Annotated in this window: 16 protein-coding genes and 1 tRNA gene; 8 read left to right on the top strand and 9 right to left on the bottom strand. The window is 71.6% G+C overall.

The features are described 5' to 3' along the window. Nucleotides 1-76: 76 nt before the first annotated feature. Entirely contained in the window at nt 77-1,414 is a 1,338-nt protein-coding gene (locus IPL40_08865) for an aspartyl protease family protein (protein ID MBK8481271.1), read from the bottom strand. Nucleotides 1,415-1,570: 156 nt separating this feature from the next. On the opposite strand from IPL40_08865, the gene IPL40_08860 reads away from it, so the two are divergent. Continuing rightward, on the top strand, nt 1,571-2,056 hold the full coding sequence (locus IPL40_08860) for a hypothetical protein (GenBank protein ID MBK8481270.1): 486 nt from the start codon (nt 1,571-1,573) through the stop codon (nt 2,054-2,056). Between the two features lie 33 nt (nt 2,057-2,089). Here IPL40_08860 and IPL40_08855 read toward each other — a convergent pair whose 3' ends face one another. Continuing rightward, the gene (locus IPL40_08855) at nt 2,090-2,935 is read right to left on the bottom strand and encodes a hypothetical protein (GenBank protein MBK8481269.1); all 846 of its coding nucleotides are present in this window, start codon (nt 2,933-2,935) and stop codon (nt 2,090-2,092) included. 279 nt (nt 2,936-3,214) lie between these two features. Then, entirely contained in the window at nt 3,215-3,601 is a 387-nt protein-coding gene (queF, locus tag IPL40_08850) for an NADPH-dependent 7-cyano-7-deazaguanine reductase QueF (GenBank protein MBK8481268.1), read from the bottom strand. Nucleotides 3,602-3,750: 149 nt separating this feature from the next. On the opposite strand from queF, the gene IPL40_08845 reads away from it, so the two are divergent. The 5 genes from IPL40_08845 to IPL40_08825 all read left to right on the top strand — a co-directional run bounded on the left by IPL40_08845 (nt 3,751) and on the right by IPL40_08825 (nt 9,586). After that, a tRNA-Arg gene (locus IPL40_08845) sits at nt 3,751-3,827 on the top strand. Nucleotides 3,828-4,123: 296 nt separating this feature from the next. Next, on the top strand, nt 4,124-5,152 hold the full coding sequence (locus IPL40_08840) for a hypothetical protein (protein ID MBK8481267.1): 1,029 nt from the start codon (nt 4,124-4,126) through the stop codon (nt 5,150-5,152). Nucleotides 5,153-5,502: 350 nt separating this feature from the next. Beyond that, entirely contained in the window at nt 5,503-7,821 is a 2,319-nt protein-coding gene (locus tag IPL40_08835; protein ID MBK8481266.1) for a tetratricopeptide repeat protein, read from the top strand. Between the two features lie 3 nt (nt 7,822-7,824). Further along, the gene (locus IPL40_08830; protein MBK8481265.1) at nt 7,825-8,937 is read left to right on the top strand and encodes a hypothetical protein; all 1,113 of its coding nucleotides are present in this window, start codon (nt 7,825-7,827) and stop codon (nt 8,935-8,937) included. A 52-nt stretch (nt 8,938-8,989) separates the two neighbouring features. After that, nucleotides 8,990-9,586, top strand: coding sequence for a hypothetical protein (locus IPL40_08825; protein MBK8481264.1), 597 nt, complete (start codon nt 8,990-8,992; stop codon nt 9,584-9,586). On the opposite strand, the gene tatC is transcribed toward IPL40_08825, so the two are convergent. The 6 genes from tatC to uppS all read right to left on the bottom strand — a co-directional run bounded on the left by tatC (nt 9,583) and on the right by uppS (nt 14,925). Beyond that, a complete protein-coding gene (tatC, locus tag IPL40_08820; protein ID MBK8481263.1) occupies nt 9,583-10,416 on the bottom strand; it encodes a twin-arginine translocase subunit TatC in 834 nt (277 codons plus the stop codon). The two genes, IPL40_08825 and tatC, sit on opposite strands and share 4 nt — an antisense overlap. Nucleotides 10,417-10,433: 17 nt before the next feature. Further along, complete coding sequence (locus IPL40_08815; protein MBK8481262.1) at nt 10,434-10,799, bottom strand: twin-arginine translocase TatA/TatE family subunit; 366 nt, start codon at nt 10,797-10,799, stop codon at nt 10,434-10,436. 112 nt (nt 10,800-10,911) lie between these two features. Beyond that, a complete protein-coding gene (locus tag IPL40_08810; GenBank protein MBK8481261.1) occupies nt 10,912-11,991 on the bottom strand; it encodes a hypothetical protein in 1,080 nt (359 codons plus the stop codon). A gap of 14 nt (nt 11,992-12,005) precedes the next feature. Beyond that, nucleotides 12,006-13,175 carry a 1-deoxy-D-xylulose-5-phosphate reductoisomerase gene (locus IPL40_08805; GenBank protein MBK8481260.1) on the bottom strand — a complete coding sequence of 390 codons (1,170 nt, stop codon included), beginning with the start codon at nt 13,173-13,175 and terminating at the stop codon, nt 12,006-12,008. Between the two features lie 73 nt (nt 13,176-13,248). Next, nucleotides 13,249-14,082 carry a phosphatidate cytidylyltransferase gene (locus IPL40_08800; GenBank protein MBK8481259.1) on the bottom strand — a complete coding sequence of 278 codons (834 nt, stop codon included), beginning with the start codon at nt 14,080-14,082 and terminating at the stop codon, nt 13,249-13,251. A 60-nt stretch (nt 14,083-14,142) separates the two neighbouring features. After that, the gene (uppS, locus tag IPL40_08795) at nt 14,143-14,925 is read right to left on the bottom strand and encodes a di-trans,poly-cis-decaprenylcistransferase (protein MBK8481258.1); all 783 of its coding nucleotides are present in this window, start codon (nt 14,923-14,925) and stop codon (nt 14,143-14,145) included. Between the two features lie 143 nt (nt 14,926-15,068). Here uppS and IPL40_08790 point away from each other — a divergent pair, with 143 nt between their 5' ends. Together IPL40_08790 and IPL40_08785 are read left to right on the top strand one after the other, a co-directional pair. Then, nucleotides 15,069-15,710, top strand: coding sequence for an adenylate kinase (locus IPL40_08790; GenBank protein MBK8481257.1), 642 nt, complete (start codon nt 15,069-15,071; stop codon nt 15,708-15,710). A 59-nt stretch (nt 15,711-15,769) separates the two neighbouring features. After that, on the top strand, nt 15,770-18,220 hold the full coding sequence (locus IPL40_08785; protein MBK8481256.1) for a glycogen/starch/alpha-glucan phosphorylase: 2,451 nt from the start codon (nt 15,770-15,772) through the stop codon (nt 18,218-18,220). The last annotated feature ends 14 nt before the right edge of the window (nt 18,221-18,234 follow it).

Genomic DNA, 18,234 nt, shown 5'->3' with positions numbered 1-18,234 from the left:
CGCCCAAAGAGCAGCGCTGGCGATGGCGGGGCGAGCGCGGCGATGGGAGCCCTCCTCTGCGTCGTCAGGGTGGTCGTCAGGGGAGCGGAGGCAGGTGCTGCTCGATGCGCACGACGCGCTCGCTGATCCCGCTGCCCGTGCCGAACGCCAACCTGACCGTCTCGCCGACGGGCGTGCGGCGCAGCAGCGCCAGCAGCGCCGCGCGATCGAGGCCCGCGACCGGCTCCCCGCCGATCGAGAGCAGCCGCTCTCCGCTACGCACGCCCTTGGCGAAGGCGTCGCTGCCGACGAAGACATCCTGGACGATCGCCCCATCGCCGTCGCGCGCAGCACAAAAGGTGAAGCCCGCGAGCACGAAGTCGTCGGCCGGCGCCAGAACAGCGTCGCCGCGCAGCGCCACACGCCAGCGGCGCGCCGGGTAATCGAGGTACGACACGAGCTGCCGCAAGACGTCCGCCCCGAGGATCAGATCGATTGAGCGACCGGTCTCGCGCGAGAGCGCGGCGAAGGGCGTCGCGTCCGGCAAGACGAGCACCGCCAACCCGTCGAGCCGCAGCGTGCCCAGCTCCGTCCGCCGCAGCCGCGTAATCCGCGCGGCCAGCGCGCCCTGGCTCGCAGTCTCAACCCTCTCGCAACAGATGAGTGGACGACCGGTCGCAGGCAAGCGGCGCAAGAGGCCGTCGCGGATCAAGGTGGTCGTCGCCCCCGTATCGAGCAGCGCCTCCACCGCGACACCCTCGACCCGCAGCGGCACGATCACCCGCGTCGCGCCGACCTGCACGCTGACGTCCTCGGTGGGGTGCACCGTGCCACCGCCGCGCAGGCGGAAGGGGATCACCTGCGGCGCCGAGACGGCTGCCCCCTCGTCGATGGCGGGTTCCGCCGCCCTCAGCGCCACCTGCAGCCCAGCGAGGTCGAGCTCGAGGCCGAACTGGCGCAGGAGATCACCGCCGATCACGCCGGCCGGCGTTGGACCTGCGCAGGCGCTCTCGCTCGCGAAGAGGGCACTCATCACGGCGGGCGCGGCGGGGAACGCCAGGCCGAAGGCGCCGAGGCGCAGGGTCTGAGGGCCACTCGGACGTTCGGGGAAGGCGCGCTGCGCGAGCAGCGTGAGCGGCGCACCCGTGTCGAGCAGAAAGAGCTGCGCGTCGCCGCCATCGACGACGGCGGCGAGCGCGGGCACGCCATTGACGAGCTGCAGCGGGACCCGCTGACCAACCTCGCCCTCAAAGCGCAGCGTCGGCACCGGCGCCGACTCGCCACAGGCGAGCCCGAGGGCGCAGGCGAAGACCGCGGCGCCGCCGGCAAGTAACGCGCGTCGTCGCGCAGCGGCTGCCGCTCGCGGCGCGCGCCCGCTGGCGCAAGGGCGAGCGTGACGCTTGTCGGTGCTGCGCTGGGCGCGAAGGCGGGACATCGCGGGCATCATAACACCGCCGCCGCGTCGAGCCTTCGTGCGCGGGCCGAGCGGGGCGCTGGCTCAAGACAAGGCGCCTGCGATGGCTGTTGGGGCATCCCGGCCGGTCGTGATAAATCACGCTTGCAGCCTTGGGTCAGGCTGAAGGAGCAAGCGATGAACGCCGCCGAAGTCAAGACGTGCGCAGTAATTGCAGACACGCTCGGCAAGCACCGCGCCTTTCGCAAGGTCGAAGACGGCATGTATGTCGTCAAGCAGGGCTCGTGCTACGTGATGATCAACGTCGTGCCCTGGGGTGAGGAGCGCGCCATCGTGCGCTGCGTCGCCCAGCTCGTCAAAGGCGTGCGCATGACCCAGGAGCTGCAGCTCCGCCTGCTCACGCTCAATGCGATACTGCGCTTCGGCGCCTTTGCCTACGTCGAAGAGGGGAGCCTGCTGGTCTTCCTGCACTCGATCCTTGGCGGCGACACGCTCGATGGTGACGAGCTGGTCGCCACCGTGCGCGACGTGGCGCTGATCGCCGACGAATGGGATGACCGCGTCATCGAGCGCTATGGCGGCCAGCGGATGCAGGACCTGCTCGAGGAGCAAGCCTTGGCGCGCGTGCTCTCTGGCGAGCTGAAGATCAGCCTGGAGGCCTGAGCGGGCCTTGGCCGCCCGCCGATGGCGGCGCTGCTAGTGACCGAGGTAGCGAATGCGCCCCGGGGGCGGCCGCATCGGGCCAGGTACGGCGAGGGCGGGCGCGATCACCTCGGCCTCGAACGCCGGCCAGCCGCTCAGCGACCCAAAGATCGCCTGTAGCTCCAGCGCCTGCGTCCGCAGCGCGCGGGCAGTGGCCACGCAGCTCGGCGCCGCATGCCCCACCGCAGGTGGGTCCTTCAGCTCGGCCGCCAACCGGTTCGCGACGGAGGGCGGCTCCCTAGGACCCGGGACGCGTGCGCCACGCGCCGCCAGTTCGCCCGCGCCCGCACCCGCTTCGGGGCGCCGCGCTGCAGAGGAGGCAGCCAGCGCAGCTTCCACCCGCGCGACCCTCAGACAGGCGTCCTCGCCGCTGGGCAGGCGGCGGCCTGCGCGCGGGGGCTGTCTCGCTCGGCGCGATGGCGCCACGCCGGCGGGGTTCGGCTCGCCGACGGCGAGGCCGAGCGCACCGCCACCGACGGGCGCGCCCTGTCGATTCAAGGTGGTGGAAGACGGCGCGGGGCCGACGGCTGGCGCAGCGCGCACAGTGAGCGCCGCCCCCAGCGCATGATAACGACGATACTCGGCCGTGGCCTGGACCACCGCGCGCCGCGTGGCCTGCGCCGCCTGCTCGGGGGCAGCGAAAGGGCGCTGGAGGGCGACGGCGCTCTGACGGCGACGAAGTTGCTGTGCGCGCCGCACCTGCGGGTGGGTCGCGGCTCCCTCGAGGCGTTCCACGACGCCAGGCTCGCTCAGCGGGGCCGGCGACGCCTCGGCGGCACCGCGCGGCATGAGCGGCGGCGCCGCGGGCCCGTCGCGCTCGGCCCCTTGCGTGCCGGCCAACGTGCCATCGAACTGGTCAAGCCTGCCGGCGCGCGGCGAGTCCGCGCGGGGCGGCCCCGCCTGGGCCGACGCCGCTCGGGGCAAGGCAAGGGCAACGCTCGTCGCCACGGCCAAGAGCGCGAGCGCCGCGCGGCAGAGGAAGCGTGATTGGCCAAGGCACTGGCTCACAGCCCACCCCCCGCAACAGGCTCGTGGCCGACCCGGTGTGGAACTCGACGCGGTGCGAAGATATGACTCGGTCTGTAGATATACCGTCGACCGGGAGGCCGGCAAGCGCCCTCAGGCCTGCCGGCGGGTCGTACGCCCGCGCTTGGCCTGCTGATAGGTGACGGCGACGACGGTATGAATGCCTCCCCGCACGCGGAAATCGCCCTCGACGTGCAGGCGCCGTGGCGTCAACGCTAGCCGGAGGTCGTCGAGGATCTGGTTGGTCACCGCCTCGTGGTAGCTGCCGACCTCGCGAAAGGACCAGAGGTAGAGCTTCAGCGACTTCAGCTCGACGCAGAGCCGATCGGGGACATAGACGATGCGGATCGTGGCGAAGTCGGGCTGGCCGGTGACCGGGCAGACGCAGGTGAACTCAGGGCAGTCCAGGCGCACCTCGTAGTCGCGCTCCGGGTGCGGGTTGGCGAAGCTGACCAGCGCTCGACCGGGACGCGTAGACATCGCGAGCCCCTCCTGGCCGCGCTATAGCCGTTGCGAGGGGAGCGGGTCAACCCTTCGCCGCACCCTGCGCCCGCAGCCGTGGACCGGCACCGGGCCGCGCGTTCCTTGACGCTGGGGCGGGTTTTCGCTAAGAGGTGGACAGTTTCTTCGGGCGTTTAGCTCAGCTGGATAGAGCGTTGGCCTCCGGAGCCAAAGGTCACAGGTTCGAACCCTGTAACGCCTACCAAGGTCGACAGCCGCAAGGTCGACAGCCGCAAGGTCGACAGCCGCAAGCGTATCGCGGTCGTCGCATCGTCGTCGTCGCTGGAGTGGCGATCACTGGAATCATCCTGCGCGTCGTCGCACGGATCGTCGCACGGATTGTCGTAATTGGGCGCCATTAGCCCGACGGGCGGGCGCCCTCGACTGAGCGAAAGCGCCGCGCAAATGAGTTCCCGGCCACCTCTGCTGCAACGATGCCGACGCCAACGCCCCCCGCATTCCGCGGCCCGGCGACGCGCGCGCGGCATCGGGCGCGACCCTGTGCTCGCGCTCGTCGTGGCCTGCGCGGCGCTCGCCTTCGTGGTGCCGCTGCGGCAGGCGGCGGCCCAGCCGATCGCGCCGCTGATCCCGCGGCTCGACCCCCCCCAGGACCCGGCCATCGTGGCGCGCTTTCACGAGGCGCTGGCGGCCGGCCTGCGCGCGGCGAAGCTGCCAGCCTTGAGCGCCCGCCAGGTCCTGCGGGCCGCGGAGGCGCGGACTGCCTGTGCCAGCGCCGAGTGCGCGGCGCAGGCCCAACGCGCGCTTTTCGTCGAACGCGCGGCCACGGCGCGGATCGCCGTGGTCGGTCGCAACTACACCATGGCGATCGACCTCTATCGCGGCCCGCAGCGCGAAGGCAGCGAGCGCGGGAGCTGTGACGTCTGCACGCTGGCCGAGGCGATCACCGCCACCAGCGCCCTCGCGGAGCGCGTGGCCGAGGCCGCCGGGCCACTGGGGAGCGCGGGGGCAGCGGCCGCCGCCGTCGAGCCCGCGCCCAGCGCCCCAGCCGACGTGGCAGCGGCCGCACCCACCGCGCCGAGCGCCACGACCGCCGCGCAAGCCCCTGGCCCCGGCGCCGCGCCGCGCACGGGCCGCGCGGACGCGCCTGCGCCGCGAGCCAGCGAATCCGGCGCGCCGCTAACGGCAAAGGCGCCCGCGCGCTGGCCCCTTTGGCCCGCCCTCGCCGCCACCGGTATGGCCGCCGTCGGGCTCGCCATCGGGCTGCCCCTGCTCGCCATCGACGGCAAGGGCACCGACTGTCGTGGCCCTGCGAGGCCCGACTACCGCAACTGCGAGCGCCTCTACGCGACCTCGGGCGGCGGCTGGGTGATGACCACCCTCGGCCTCGCCTCGCTCGCCAGCGCCGCTGCCCTGCTCTATCTCTACCTCGCGCCCCGTCGACAACCCGCGGTGAGCTCCGCGCCCACCGCGCTTGGCCTCCTGGAGCACCTGCGCCTCGCGCCGGTTAGGGGCTCACTCACGGGATCACGCACGGGGGGACTGCTGGTCGGCGGGGGCGGCGTGTTCTGAGGCGCTGTTCTGAGGCGCTGGTCGGCGGCACTGGTCGGCGGCGCCGGTCCGTGGCGCTGGTCGGCCGCGCGGTCGGCGGCGCGGTCGGCGGCGCGGTCGGCGGCGCGGTCGCGCGACTTGACCTGAGCTTTCCTGCCGGTCAAGGATAAGCGAGCGTGGCGCTATGCTGGTCGGTCTCGCAAGAACAACTCGCGAGAACAAGACGACGAAGGCGAAGAAGATCGATGTGCGGCGCGGTTGGGGGACGATCCGCCACGCGCGGCGACGACGATGGGGACCAGCCTCGGCGGCACGTGCTTCAGCGGCGTGAGGAGAGCCTTTCCCCGCGGGCTCAAGGGTGGACCTGTACCGTGACGGATCCGTTGCTCGGCAAGCTGATCGCCCAGCGCCACCTGCTCGTCCACCGCCTCGCCGAAGGCCCCTTGGGCGTGGTCTACCGCGCCGAATGCGGCAGCCCGCCAGAGCGCCTCGCCCTCAAGTTGGTGGAGGCACGCTGGCTCAAGGATCCCCGCACCGGCGACGAGGTCGAGGAGGCGCTCGCCCGCACCTGCGGTATCGAGAGCGTCCACGTGGCCAAGGTGCGCGAGGTCGGGCGCGAGGCCGACGGCGCGTTGTTCTTGGCGATGGAGTACCTCGAGGGCGAAACGCTGGCAGCCCGCCTGGAGCGCGAGGGGCCCTTGCCGCTCGCGCAGGCCCTGGCGCTGCTTCGGCAGTTGGGCGACGCCCTCTCCGAGGCCCACGCGCTGGGCCTGGTCCATGGTCACCTGCAGCCCCGCAAGGTCTTCCTGACGCGGCGCGACGGCGAGGACGTCGTCAAGCTATTGGGGCTAGGATTGGCGCCGCTCGCGGCCGTCAGCCAACCGCCGAGCGACGGGCGCGGCCTGCCCGCGCTCCTCGATCCGCACTACCTCTGCCCTGAGCAGGCGCGCGGCGCCCCGGTCGATTCCCGCAGTGACATCTATTCGCTCGCGACCCTGACCTACGCGATGCTCTGCGGTCTTCCGCCCTTCGCCGGCTCGAGCCCCTTTCTCCTGCTGACGCAGCACCTCGAGGCCAGGGCTCCGGCACTCGACGAGCGTCGGCCCGACCTCCCTGTCGCGCTGACCGTGGCCGTGGCGCAGGGGCTGAGCAAGGCTCCGGAGGCACGCTTTCCCACCGTCGTGCGCTTCCTCCAAGCGCTGCAGTCCTCGGCAGACGCTGCGACTGTCCCGCCGACGGCAGGACAGCCGCCCTTGCGCCCGACCCGCAGCCAGGCGGTAGCGCTGGCCGCCCCCCTCGGGGGCCCTGACGACACGCTGCAAGAGGTCGCCGCCGCGCCGGCCGAGGCCGCCTTTGCAGGCGACCGAACGCTGATCGGCCTTGGCATCACCAGCGCCCAGATGGAAGCGCATCTGCGGCAACACACAGAGCACGCCGAACACTCGGAGCGCGCGCAGCAGGCGCCGGCAGCCCAGACTGTCGCGCCGCCCGGCGCGACCGCGTCGCGCGCTGCGATCATCGTCCAGGGTGCCGACGTGCCTGCGTTGACGCCCGAGGTCTTTGCCGCGCGGACGATGCTCCCCGACGGCACGTCCGCCGACGCCGCCGCGGCGGAAGAGGCCGCCGACAGCGAAGCGGATACCGCGCTCGGCAGCGGCGACACCACGGGGGTCTCGCTGACGGACGCGGCCCGCGAATGGTTCGCCGAGGGCATGGCGGCCGAGGAGGCGCTGCAGCGCAGCCACGGCGAGCCAGCGGCGCTCCCCTCTTTCTATGGCGCGCTCGGCACCGACGCGCTGCCGCAGCGCACGCTGTCGCCGGCGCTGGTACTCGGCGCCGTGCTCGGACTGGCTGCGCTGGTGCTGGGCGCTGTGTTCTGGCTCGCGCGAGACAGCGGCCGCAGCCCGCTCGCTGAGCTGCAGAAGAAGCGCGTCACCCCCAGGCAAGAAGCGTTACCCGCGCCGGGCGCGGCGCTCGGTAGGGGCGCGGTGGCCGAGGTGCCTGCAGAGGCCACGCCGGCCGCCGCGCCCGGCGACGTGAGTTCGGGTGTGGGGAGTCCCTCCCGGGCGGCGAACACCACGAACGAGGGGCACGCCGCGGCGCCGAACACGCAGAGCGAGCCGGTCGCGCAGACCAACAAGGCGACGACCGTCGCCCGACCAACCCCCGCCCCCGGCCCGGCCGTAGCGGTGGCGCCCACGCCCACACCCGTGCCCGAGCCGGCGACCCGCAGCCGCGCCCGGCGGCCCGTCGTCACGGCGGCGGCTGCGCCGACCCGCGCGGCGAGGTCCGACCGGCCCACGCGCGAGGCCAATCAACGCTCGGCGGAGCTGCAGGTCGACCTCGGCCAGCAGCGACTGCGCCGCGGCGGTTATAACGAGGCGCGCAGCTACTTCAGCGCGGCGGTCCAACTCGATTCGCGCAATGCCCAGGCGCACGGCGGTCTGGGCGAGGTGGCCTTCGAGCTGGGCAATTACGTCACGGCCGCGCAGCGGCTGCGCCGCGCGGCGCAGCTGAGCCCTGGACAACCGCGCTATGTGGTGATGCTCGGCGACGCCTACTTCAAGCAGGGGCGCACCAACGACGCTCTCGCCCAGTACCGGCGCGCGCTGACCCTGGCCCCCGGCAATGCGGCCGCTCGCAGCGGGCTCGAGGCCGCCCTGCGGCGGCTAGCGCGCGAGGGGAGCTAGCGCTTGGGACAGGCCCCCATCAGCAAGAGCTACCGCGTGCTGGCCCTGGTCGAGGGCGAACCAGGCGCGGCGCGCGCGATCGCCCCGCGCCTGCTGCAGGTCTTCGGGCTCCCGGCGCGGCCGGGCTTCGACACGGCGCTGAGCCAGCGGGGCGTCGTCGTCGCGACCAGCGGCGACCTCGACGAGGCCCAGGACGTCGCGCGCCGCGTGGCGCAGGCGGGGGCCAGCTTTCGCATCGTCGATGGGACCGGCGCGGTGGTCGATCGCGGCGGTCCCGACGCTGGCGCAGGCAAGAGGGGCACGCCGGGCACGCGCCCGCCGGCCAGCCCGGTGGGTGGCCGCACCCTGGCGGGCGGATACCAGGCGAGGCCGCCGGCCAGCGCGCGCGCTGCGACCAGCGATACGGTTTCAGCCAACGACCTCGACGTCCTGTTTGCCGACGCCGGGCTCCCGAGCGGTACGCATCCGACGCTCTCTGCCGGCGCGCTCGCAGCCGCCGCGATGGATCGAACGCTCGAGGGCATCGATCAGGACGCGCTGGTGCTGCTCGACGGTACCGTGGCCGAGGAGGCGTCGAGCGCGGCAGCGGCGCCGGGCCTCGAGCGTCGGGAGCTGGGCGGGCCGCAGCAGCGCCCAGGGAGCGAAAACGAGGCCATCGAGCTCGACCTCCCCTATGCGGCCCCCGAGGAGGAGGCCGAGCTGCTCGATCCGCTGGAGCCGCTCAGCCTCGGCGAGGGAACGCAGCCCGGTCTCGGCAAGCCGCGACGCCTGGGCAGCGCGCGCAAGGCGCCGCCCCTGACGCTGCTCGGCGGCCGCTTGCGCGACTACCCCCGCGTGCGCATCAGCCTGGGCTTCACCCTGGCGCTGCTGCTGAGCAGCTTCGCACCCCTCTGCCACAGCGGTTCAGTGATGCAGGACCGCGTGGCCTCGCTGCGCTCCGACCTGGCGACCTTCCGCGCCCAAGGCCAGCGGTTGGTGCGACCGGCGGACTATCGGCCCCCGCAGCAGGTCGAGGACGAGATCCTCAGCGTCAAGCTCCGACACGGCGCGTTCGCGCTCTTGATCTGGGTCGCCATGTCGAGCGGCCTGCTCTTCCTTTGGTTTCGTTTCACATGATCGTCGGCATGGCCTACCATGCGCCCAGCCGAGGTCGGCTCAGGAGACATCGATGGCCGAATTGAGATCACCCGTCCTCGTCGCGCTGCTCCTGGCGGCCGCTGGCGGCAGCGGCTGCGGCACGACCGCCGCTGGCGCCGGAAGCCGGTCGTCGGTGCCGCATTACGCCCCCATCAACCGCTCGGCCTGCCAGGAACAGGGCAAGACGGTCCGCCGCCTCGACGTCAACCACGACGGCAAGCCCGACGTCGTCGAGCTCTTCGTCGGCAGCCAGCAGACCTGTAAGACCGTCGATCTCAACTTCGACGGTCGTCCCGATCTCACGCGCTATTGGGCGCAGGGCCAGGTCGCCGCCGAGGAGATGGACCTCGACTTCGACGGCAAGGTCGACCTGACCAACGTGCTGGAGCAGGGCCGCCTCGTGCGCCAGGATCTCGACACGAACTACGACGGTCAGACGGACATCTGGCGCTACTATCGCAACGGCAAGGTCGAGCGCCTCGAGCGCGATAGCGACGGCAAGGGCCAGCTGGACTACTGGGAGGAGTACACCGACGGGAAGCTGGCCCGCGTCGGACGCGACACCAAGGGCGATGGCCGCCCCGACCACTGGGAGAAGCCGAGCCCCGCCAGTCAGGCCCGGCGCTAGCCGCCAGCAGACCCGCCCGCCGCCTTCGTCCCCCCGCCCGCAGCCGAGCGTCGTCGCGCGACCAGCCAGGCGATGCCGATCCCCAGGTTGTAGAGCACGATCAGCGGCAGCGCCATCATCGACTGGGTCAACACGTCCGGCGTCGGCGTCAAGATCGCGCCGAGGACGAAGGCCACGATGATGAAGTAGGGATTCCAGCGCCAGAGCGCCTGCGGCGTCACGATGCCGGCCAGGGCCAGGAAGCAGAGCAGCAGCGGCAGCTCGAAGATCGCGCCGAAGGCGACGAGCAAGCGCCAAACCAGGGCGAAGTACTCCGCCATCATCAAGGTCGGCTGGAGCGCGATCAGCCCGCCCTGCCCCACCGCCACGCCGACGGCGGAGAAGGCCCGCTGCAACGATCCCGCATCGCTGCGCGCGAAGCCGAGCAAGAAGCGAAAGCCGAGCGGAAAGACGACGAAGTAGCCGAAGGCTGCCCCACCGATGAAGAAGGCGCTGCTGAGCAGCGTGAAGGGCATCACGTAGCGCCGCTCCGAGGCCTTCAGCCCCGGGGCGACGAAGCACCAGAGCTGATAGAAGATCACGGGTACCGAGAGGAAGACGCCGCCGAGCAGCGCCACCTTGATATAGGTGGCGAAGGGCTCGATCGGGTTGGCGAAGTGCAAGGTCGGCCGCCCCAGGCCAGCGGCGCGCCAGGCCTGCACCAGGGGCCGCGCCAACCAGGCGAAGAGCAGATCGCTGATCAGATAGGCGACGATCGTGCAGGCGAGGAAGGCGATCGCGCTGTAGATCAGCCGACGGCGCAGCTCTTCGAGGTGCTCGACGAAGCTCATCGGCCGGTCCTGCGTGGTCAAGGCTCACCTTGGCGTTGCAGCGCGGCCGGATCGGCCGGCGCCACCGCCGCAGCCGGCGCCATCACCGCAGCCGGCGCCATCACCGCAGCCGGCGCGGGCGCCGCGTCGTCGACCGCGGCCTGGTGCACCTGCCGCTCGAAGTGGTGCACCGTCTGCTGCAGATCGCCCCGCAGCTCCTCGAGCGGCCCGCGCAGCTCGCGCAGCGGCTCGTCGATCGCCCCGCGCAGATCGGCCGACGCGCGCCGCAGCTGACGCAGCGTCTCGCCGAGCCCTTTGGCCAGGGCCGGCAAGCGCTTGGGACCGAGGACCACCAGGGCCACGACCAAGATCGCCGCTAGCTCGGAGAAGGAAAGACCAAACATCGTGCCCCCACCCGCTGCCCATCGCCGGCAACGCCGTCGGCCGCGGCGGCGAGCGCATCCTAACGCACTCGGCGCCGCTGACGCACCGCCCGCAGGCCCCCGCCCCCTCGCGTCAGAGCCACGTCAGCTGGCGCGCGGGACCACAGCATTCGACGACCCAGCCGTCGCGCCGCAGTGCCCGCTCGAGCGCGTCGTCGTCCCTCGCCCCCAGCAGCACCACCTGCGTGGCCTGCGACGCTCGCAGCTGCTGCGCCAGCTCGGCATAGCTGGGTTCGCCGCCCAGCGCAAACGCGGCCTCACAGCCGAGCCGACCGGCGGCGGCGGCCAATCCCGCCCCGCCACCGATCAGCGCGCGACGGACCTTGGGCAGCCCAACGAGCGCGAGCACCTCGGCCGGATCGTCCGGCCAGAGCGCCACCTCGCGCGCCTCCCACCCGCCACGCCGCCTGCGCAGGACCCCACGTCGCAGAGCACCGAGCGTTAGCGGCGTCGCCGCGCTCGCCGCGTAGGCCTGACAGGCCGCGAAGATCTTCCGGTGCAGGCGCAGGATGTAGCCCGCGCCGGCCAGGCGGTGGACCAGCTCCTGAGCCAGTCCGAGGGGCGGCACCAAGAGCAGCGGAAGCTGCTGCCCCGCGAGCGCTGCCTCGATGAAGGCGAGCAGCGCCCGCGCGCTCACCTCGGGCGCAGGCGCCTCGGGCGCGCGCAACGCGTCTGGCCCCGCGGGCAAGACCACCACCTCGCAGGTGCGCAGCGCCAGCGACTGCGACTGCGACTGCGCGAGCAGGGGTGAGGGCCGACGCAACGGCCCGGTGTAGAGCACACTGCGCCGACCACCGCCGACCCAGAGCGCGGCGGCACCGAGCGCAAAGCTCGAGGGCAGCAGCTCGAGGTCGAGGCGGCCGAGCGAGAAGCGCTGCCCGTAAGGCACGCTGAGCGCCGGCGTCAGCGCCGCGGCGCCGTCGACGCCCGCCCGCCGGCGAGGCCGTGGCTGAAGCGCGGGCAGGAGGCGAACCGTGGCCTCGCTGGCGACCAGGCGCGCGTGGCCCGCGGCGCCCGCCACATTCGCGTGGCTGACGAAGCAGAGCGCGCGCGGCCGCGGGGCGTCGAAGTAGAGCGGCGTGCCGCGCAGGCGCAGGCCCCCGTCGTCGTAGCAGACGGGCGACGCGGCGACCGATGACGCAGCACGAGCCATGGTGGCGAGCGCCCTCACGCGCGACCGAGGCCGCGCGCGAGCAGAGCCCGCGCCTGCTCGCGCGCCCAGCGGTCGGCCTCGAGCACGACCTCGAGCGCGTCGGTGGCCTGCACGGCGTGTGCGTCGAGCGTGCGCGCGCTCAGCTCGGCGATCTCGACGAAGCGGAGCTGACCGGCGAGGAAGGCGGCAACCGCCACCTCATTGCTGGCGTTGAGCACCGCCGGCGCCGTGCCGCCGCGACGCAGCGCCGCATAGGCCAGATCGAGCGCGGGGAAGCGCTCCCGGTCGGGGGCCTCGAAGCTGAGCTGAGCGAGCTGCGCGAAGTCGAGGCGCGGGATCGGCAGGGGGAAACGAGCCGGATAGCCGAGCGCAAGGCCGATCGGCACCCGCATATCGGGTGTGCCGAGCTGGGCCAAGACCGACCCGTCGACGTACTCGACCATCGAATGGATCACGCTCTGCGGGTGAATCACGACGTCGATCTGCTCCGCCGGCAGGCCGAAGAGCCAATGGGCCTCGATCACCTCGAGGCCCTTGTTCATCAGGGTCGCCGAGTCGATCGTGATCTTGGGACCCATCGACCAGGTGGGGTGCTTGAGGGCCTGCTCGAGCGTGACCGCGCCGAGGTCGGGCGTGCGCCGGAAGGGCCCGCCGCTGCAGGTCAGGATCAGGCGGCGTACGGCGTCGCGGCGCTGGCCGCTGAGGCATTGAAAGATCGCGTTATGCTCGCTGTCGACCGGCAGCAAGGTCGCGCCGCTGCGCCGCGCCTCGCTGGTGCAGAGCTCGCCAGCGGCGACCAGAGGCTCCTTGTTGGCGATGCCGACCTCGATACCGCGACGAATCGCCACCAGCGTTGGCTGCAGACCGATCGCCCCGACCATCGCCGTCAGCACGAACTCGACGTCGGCGTGGGCCGCCACGGCGTCGGGACCCGCCGGCCCGGAGACGATCTCGAGACCGCGGGCGCTCTCGTAATCGAGCAGCGCCCGCAGGCGCTCGGCCTCGTCGGCACCTGCGACCGAGACCAGGCGCGGGCGAAAGCGGCCCACCTGCTCGGCGAGGCGCTCGACGTTGCGCCCGGCCGCCAGGGCCACGACCTCGAACTGCTCGGGGAAGGCCGCCACCACGTCGAGGGCGCTGACGCCGATCGACCCGGTCGAACCCAGAATCGCGATTCGCTTCATGCTGCCTGGCCTCATCCCTCTCGCTGCGCGCAGGGCGCCGCAACCCCGCCGGCCGCGCTGCGCCGACGCTGGCTCAACGCTGTCCCAGCGCGAAGAGCGCATAGTAGTAGACGTAGGGCGCGGCAAAGAGCAACGCATCGAGCCGATCGAGCAGCCCGCCGTGCCCCGGAAGCAGCCGCCCCGAGTCCTTGACGCCGACGCTGCGCTTGAGCATCGACTCGACCAGATCACCGAGCATGCCGAGGACGCTGCCGGGCACCGCGATCAGCAGCACATCCCACCAGCTCAACAGGGGGAGGTACCAGAGCTTGGCCACGGCCACCGCAGCGAGCCCCGCCGCGATCGCGCCCGCGGCGCCCTCGATGCTTTTGCCCGGGCTGATGCGCGGATAGAGCTTGTGCCGGCCCCAGGCGCGCCCCACCAGGTAGGCCCCGGTGTCGGCGAGCCAGGTCAGGCTGAGCAGCAGCACCAACCACAGATGGCCCTGATCGAGGCGCTTGAGCAGGGCGACGGTGGCCAGCGGCAGCGGCACGTAGAGCACGCCGAAGACCAGCACCGCGGTCGCCAGCGCGGCGCGCTGCAGGTCCGCGTGCAGAAAGAGCTGGAGGATCGCCAAGAGCATCGTCGTGGCGATCAGCAGCGGCAGCAGCAGGTCGAGCCTCGGCACCCAGACGACCGCGACACCGGCGAGCAGCCCCGCCCCGACGCCGGCGGCCCGCAGCACCCGGGCCTCGTCGCGCAGCGTCATGGCGTAGAGCTCGGCCTGCGCCAGCGCCGCCACCAGGTGGACGACGAGGGCCACGCCCACCACGCCGACCGCCCGCTGCTGCAACACCAGCCAGACGAGCGGCGGAAGGAGCGCGACGATCGAAAGCCGGCGCGCCAGATCCCGGTCGAGAAAGGCCATCAGCCGGCCCTCGCTGCCGCTGCTGCTGCCGCTGCTGCTGCGAAGCGTGGCATCCGACCTTCAGCCGCCGCCGGCGGAGGTCGCCGCTCGCGGGTCGAGCTGCGCGGAGGTGCGCCCGTAGCGGCGCTCTCTACTCTGGAACTCGGCGACCGCCGCCAGCAGGTCTGGTTTGCGGAAATCGGGCCACATCGTCGGCGTGAAGAAGAGCTCGGCGTAGGCCAGCTCCCAGAGCAGGAAGTTGGAGAGCCGCATCTCGCCGCTCGTGCGAATCAGCAGATCGACGGGCGGCAGCCCGGCCGTAGCGAGGTGGCTGCCGACCAGCGCCTCGTCGATCGCTTCGGGCTGGAGCGCGCCCTGCTGCACGCGCTCGGCGATCCTGCGCGTGGCCCGCGCCAGGTCCTCGCGGCCGCCGTAGCTGAGCGCCAGACAGAGCACCATCGACTGCCGCTTGGCGGAGAGCTTCATCAACAACCCGAGCGCCTCACGGACCAGCGCCGGCAGCCGCTCGAGCTCGCCAACCGCCGCGAGCCGGATATCGTTGCCGAGGATCTCCTCGCGCTCGTCCAGGACGTAGCGGTAGAGCAGCTCCATCAGCGCATCGACCTCGTCCCGCGGCCGATCCCAGTTCTGCTCGCTGAAGGCGAAGAGGGTCAGCACCGGAATGCCGATGGCGCGCGCGGCGCGGACGACCTCGCGCACCGACTCCGCACCCTTGCGGTGGCCCGCGAGGCGCGGCAGACCGCGCTGACGGGCCCAGCGCCCGTTGCCGTCCATGATGATCGCGACGTGCCGCGGCAGCGCGTGGACGTCGACCGCGAGGGCCGCCGAGTCACTCTCGGACATGCTCCGCCCGTACCATGCGCCGCCAGGGCGTGGCAAGCGGCGCGCCCTCCGCCGCGCGCGGCGCCCACCGGCCACGGATTGCCACGGGTTGGCAGCTCGCGCCTGATCGCGTAGAGTCTGCGCCCGCTAGGGGGCTGAGGAAGATGAAGCTCGTTTTACTGGGACCACCGGGGGCCGGCAAGGGCACGCAGGCGCGTGCCGTCGCCGAGCACTTCGCGATTCCGCACATCTCCACCGGAGATATCATCCGGGCGACGATCAAGCAGAGCACGCCGCTCGCCGCCGAGCTGCGCAGCTTCACCGAGAGCGGGCAGCTCGTGCCCGACGGGCTGGTCGATCGCATGGTCGACGATCGCCTCGCTCAGTCCGACTGCGCGCGCGGCTTCCTGCTCGATGGCTACCCGCGCACGCTGGCGCAGGCTCGAGCGCTCGACGCCGCGCTCGAGCGCGACGGCAGGCCGCTGACGCATGTCGTGCTCTTCGAGCTCGACGATGCCCTGCTGGTCGAGCGCATCACCGGTCGCCGCAGCGACCCGCAGACGGGGCGCATCTACCATCTTGCCTTCGACCCACCACCGGCCGCGCTGGCCGGGCGCCTGGTGCAGCGCAGCGACGACACCGAGGCGGTCGTCGTCCGCCGGCTGACCGAATACCACGCCAAGACGGCGCCGCTCGTGCCCTACTACGAGAGCCGCGGCCTGCTGCGTCGCGTCGACGGCGCCGCGCCGATCGAGCAGCTTGGCGAGCAGCTCCGCCGCGTCCTCAGCGGCGCGAGCGCCGACTGAGGAGAAGCACCTTGAGCAGCGGCACCGTGGCGCGCAAGCGCCGACCCAGCCTCTGGCGCATGCCTGTGGTGGGCGCCGACGTCGAGTCGGTGAAGCGCTCGTTCCTGCGCCACATCCAGACCTCCCTGGGACGCGACGAGTACTCGGCGACGCCGGCGGATCTCTACCAGGCGCTCTGCATGTCGGTGCGCGAGCACCTGCTGATGCGCTGGATTCAGACCCAGCAGACCTACTATCACCAGGACGCTCGGCGCGTTTACTACCTGTCGATGGAGTTTCTGATGGGCCGCGCGCTGCATAACGCGCTGTCCAACCTCGGCCTGCTCGACACCTATCGCAAGGCGATCGCCGAGCTTGGCTACTCGCTCGACGAGCTGGAGGAACAGGGCGCCGAGCCAGGCCTCGGCAACGGCGGGCTCGGGCGACTGGCGGCCTGCTTTCTCGACTCGATGGCCACGCTGCAGCTACCCGCCGTCGGCTGTGGGCTGCGTTACGACTACGGCATCTTCCGCCAGGAGATCCTCGACGGCCGGCAGATCGAAGAACCCGACGACTGGCTGCGCGTGGTCAACCCCTGGGAGATCGCCCGTCCCGCGCAGACGGTGCGCGTGCAGTTCGGCGGCCGCGTGCAGGTCTACGATGACGGCACGGGGCAACTGCGCTCGCGCTGGCTCGACACCCACGACGTGCAGGCGGTCCCCTACGACACGCCGATTCCGGCCTACGGCAACCCGACGGTCAACACCCTGCGGCTGTGGAGCGCGCGGGGCACCGAGGACTTCGACCTCGAGGACTTCAACGTCGGCGACTACGTGGGCGCCGTGACGCATAAGGTGCTGGCAGAGAACATCACCAAGGTCCTCTACCCCAACGACAACTTCTATTCGGGCAAGGAGCTGCGCCTCAAGCAGCAGTACTTCCTCGTCGCCGCCACGCTGCAGGACGCGCTGCGCCGCCACCTCGTCACGCATCCGACGCTCGACGATCTGGCCGAGAAGGTCGTCTTTCAGCTCAACGACACGCATCCGGCCCTGGCGATCACCGAGCTGCTGCGGATCCTGCTCGACGAGCATGGCTTCAGCTGGGAGAAGGCGTGGGCGACCGTCACCAGCACGATGGCCTACACCAACCACACGCTGCTGCCGGAGGCGCTGGAGAAGTGGCCGATCGACCTCGTGCAGCGCGTGCTGCCGCGCCACCTCCAGCTCGTCAACGACATCAATCACCGTTTCCTCGACGAGGTGCGCCAGCGCTTCCCCGGCGACGACGACCTGATCAGCCGGGTCTCGCTCTTCGAGGAGGGCTCGACCAAGCGGCTGCGGATGGCCCATCTGGCCGTCGTCGGCTCGTTCTCCGTCAACGGCGTGGCCAGCCTGCATACCGATCTGCTGAAGAAGCGCGTGATGCCGGACTTCCACCGCCTTTGGCCGGAGAAGTTCAACAACAAGACCAACGGCGTGACCCAGCGGCGCTGGCTGCTCGGCTGTAACCCACCGCTGGCGACGTTGATCACCCGCCGCATCGGCGCGGGCTGGATCACCGACCTGGACCAGCTACGCCGGCTCGACCCGCTGCAGGACGACGCCGACTTCCTGCGCGAATTGGACGGCGTCAAGCTCAAGGCGAAACAGCGCCTGACCGAGCATCTACGCCAGAGCCACGGCGTCGAGCTCGACCCCTACGCGATCTTCGACGTTCAGATCAAGCGCATCCACGAGTACAAGCGCCAGCTGCTCAACGCGCTGCACATCGTGCACCTCTACCTGCGCGTCAAGCGCGACCCGGGGGCGCTGCGGACCCCGCGCGCCTTCATCTTCGGCGGCAAGGCTGCGCCCGGCTACGCGATGGCCAAGTTGGTGATCAAGCTGATCGGTGACCTCAGCGCCCGGATCAACAGCGACCCGCAGATCGGGCGCCGGCTGCAGGTGCTCTTCTACCCGAATTACAACGTCTCGGCGGGTGAGCTGATCTTCCCGGCCGCCGACGTCTCAGAGCAGATCTCGACCGCGGGCTTCGAGGCCTCGGGGACCGGCAACATGAAGTTCGCGCTCAATGGCGCGCTGACCGTCGGCACCCTCGACGGCGCCAACGTCGAGATCGCCGAGCAGGTCGGCAGTGAGAACATCTTCATCTTTGGTCATGACGTCGATGACGTCGCGCGGCTGCGAAGTGAGGGCTACGACCCGCGCGCGATCTATCGTGACGACGACGACGTCGCCGAGGTGATCGACCTGATCAGCGGCGACTTCTTCAGCCCCGATGAGCCCGGGCTCTACCAGCCGCTGATCGACTCGCTGCTCGACCGCGACTACTACCTGCTGTTGGCCGACTTCGCGGCCTATCGCCAGACACAGCTCAAGATCGACGCCGCCTACAGCGATCGGCGGCGCTGGATGCGGATGTCGCTGGCCAACATCGCCCGCACGGGGATGTTCTCGTCGGATCGCACGATTCGCGACTACGCGAGCGAGATCTGGCGGCTGCCGGCGATCAAGGTCGAGCCGACCTGAGCGCGGTCCGCTGC

The organism is Pseudomonadota bacterium, assembly GCA_016711215.1.
GTDB lineage: Bacteria > Myxococcota_A > Polyangia.
This window is presented reverse-complemented; position numbering and strand designations above follow the sequence as displayed.

What these genes read in the sequence shown, in the direction of transcription:
- IPL40_08825 (MBK8481264.1), top strand. Translation starts at nt 8,990, where the DNA reads ATGGCCGAATTGAGATCACCCGTCCTCGTCGCGCTGCTCCTGGCGGCC.
- IPL40_08800 (MBK8481259.1), bottom strand. Translation starts at nt 14,082, where the DNA reads ATGGCCTTTCTCGACCGGGATCTGGCGCGCCGGCTTTCGATCGTCGCG.
- tatC (MBK8481263.1), bottom strand. Translation starts at nt 10,416, where the DNA reads ATGAGCTTCGTCGAGCACCTCGAAGAGCTGCGCCGTCGGCTGATCTAC.
- IPL40_08815 (MBK8481262.1), bottom strand. Translation starts at nt 10,799, where the DNA reads ATGTTTGGTCTTTCCTTCTCCGAGCTAGCGGCGATCTTGGTCGTGGCC.
- IPL40_08805 (MBK8481260.1), bottom strand. Translation starts at nt 13,175, where the DNA reads ATGAAGCGAATCGCGATTCTGGGTTCGACCGGGTCGATCGGCGTCAGC.
- IPL40_08865 (MBK8481271.1), bottom strand. Translation starts at nt 1,414, where the DNA reads ATGTCCCGCCTTCGCGCCCAGCGCAGCACCGACAAGCGTCACGCTCGC.
- IPL40_08860 (MBK8481270.1), top strand. Translation starts at nt 1,571, where the DNA reads ATGAACGCCGCCGAAGTCAAGACGTGCGCAGTAATTGCAGACACGCTC.
- uppS (MBK8481258.1), bottom strand. Translation starts at nt 14,925, where the DNA reads ATGTCCGAGAGTGACTCGGCGGCCCTCGCGGTCGACGTCCACGCGCTG.
- IPL40_08790 (MBK8481257.1), top strand. Translation starts at nt 15,069, where the DNA reads ATGAAGCTCGTTTTACTGGGACCACCGGGGGCCGGCAAGGGCACGCAG.
- queF (MBK8481268.1), bottom strand. Translation starts at nt 3,601, where the DNA reads ATGTCTACGCGTCCCGGTCGAGCGCTGGTCAGCTTCGCCAACCCGCAC.
- IPL40_08785 (MBK8481256.1), top strand. Translation starts at nt 15,770, where the DNA reads ATGCCTGTGGTGGGCGCCGACGTCGAGTCGGTGAAGCGCTCGTTCCTG.
- IPL40_08810 (MBK8481261.1), bottom strand. Translation starts at nt 11,991, where the DNA reads ATGGCTCGTGCTGCGTCATCGGTCGCCGCGTCGCCCGTCTGCTACGAC.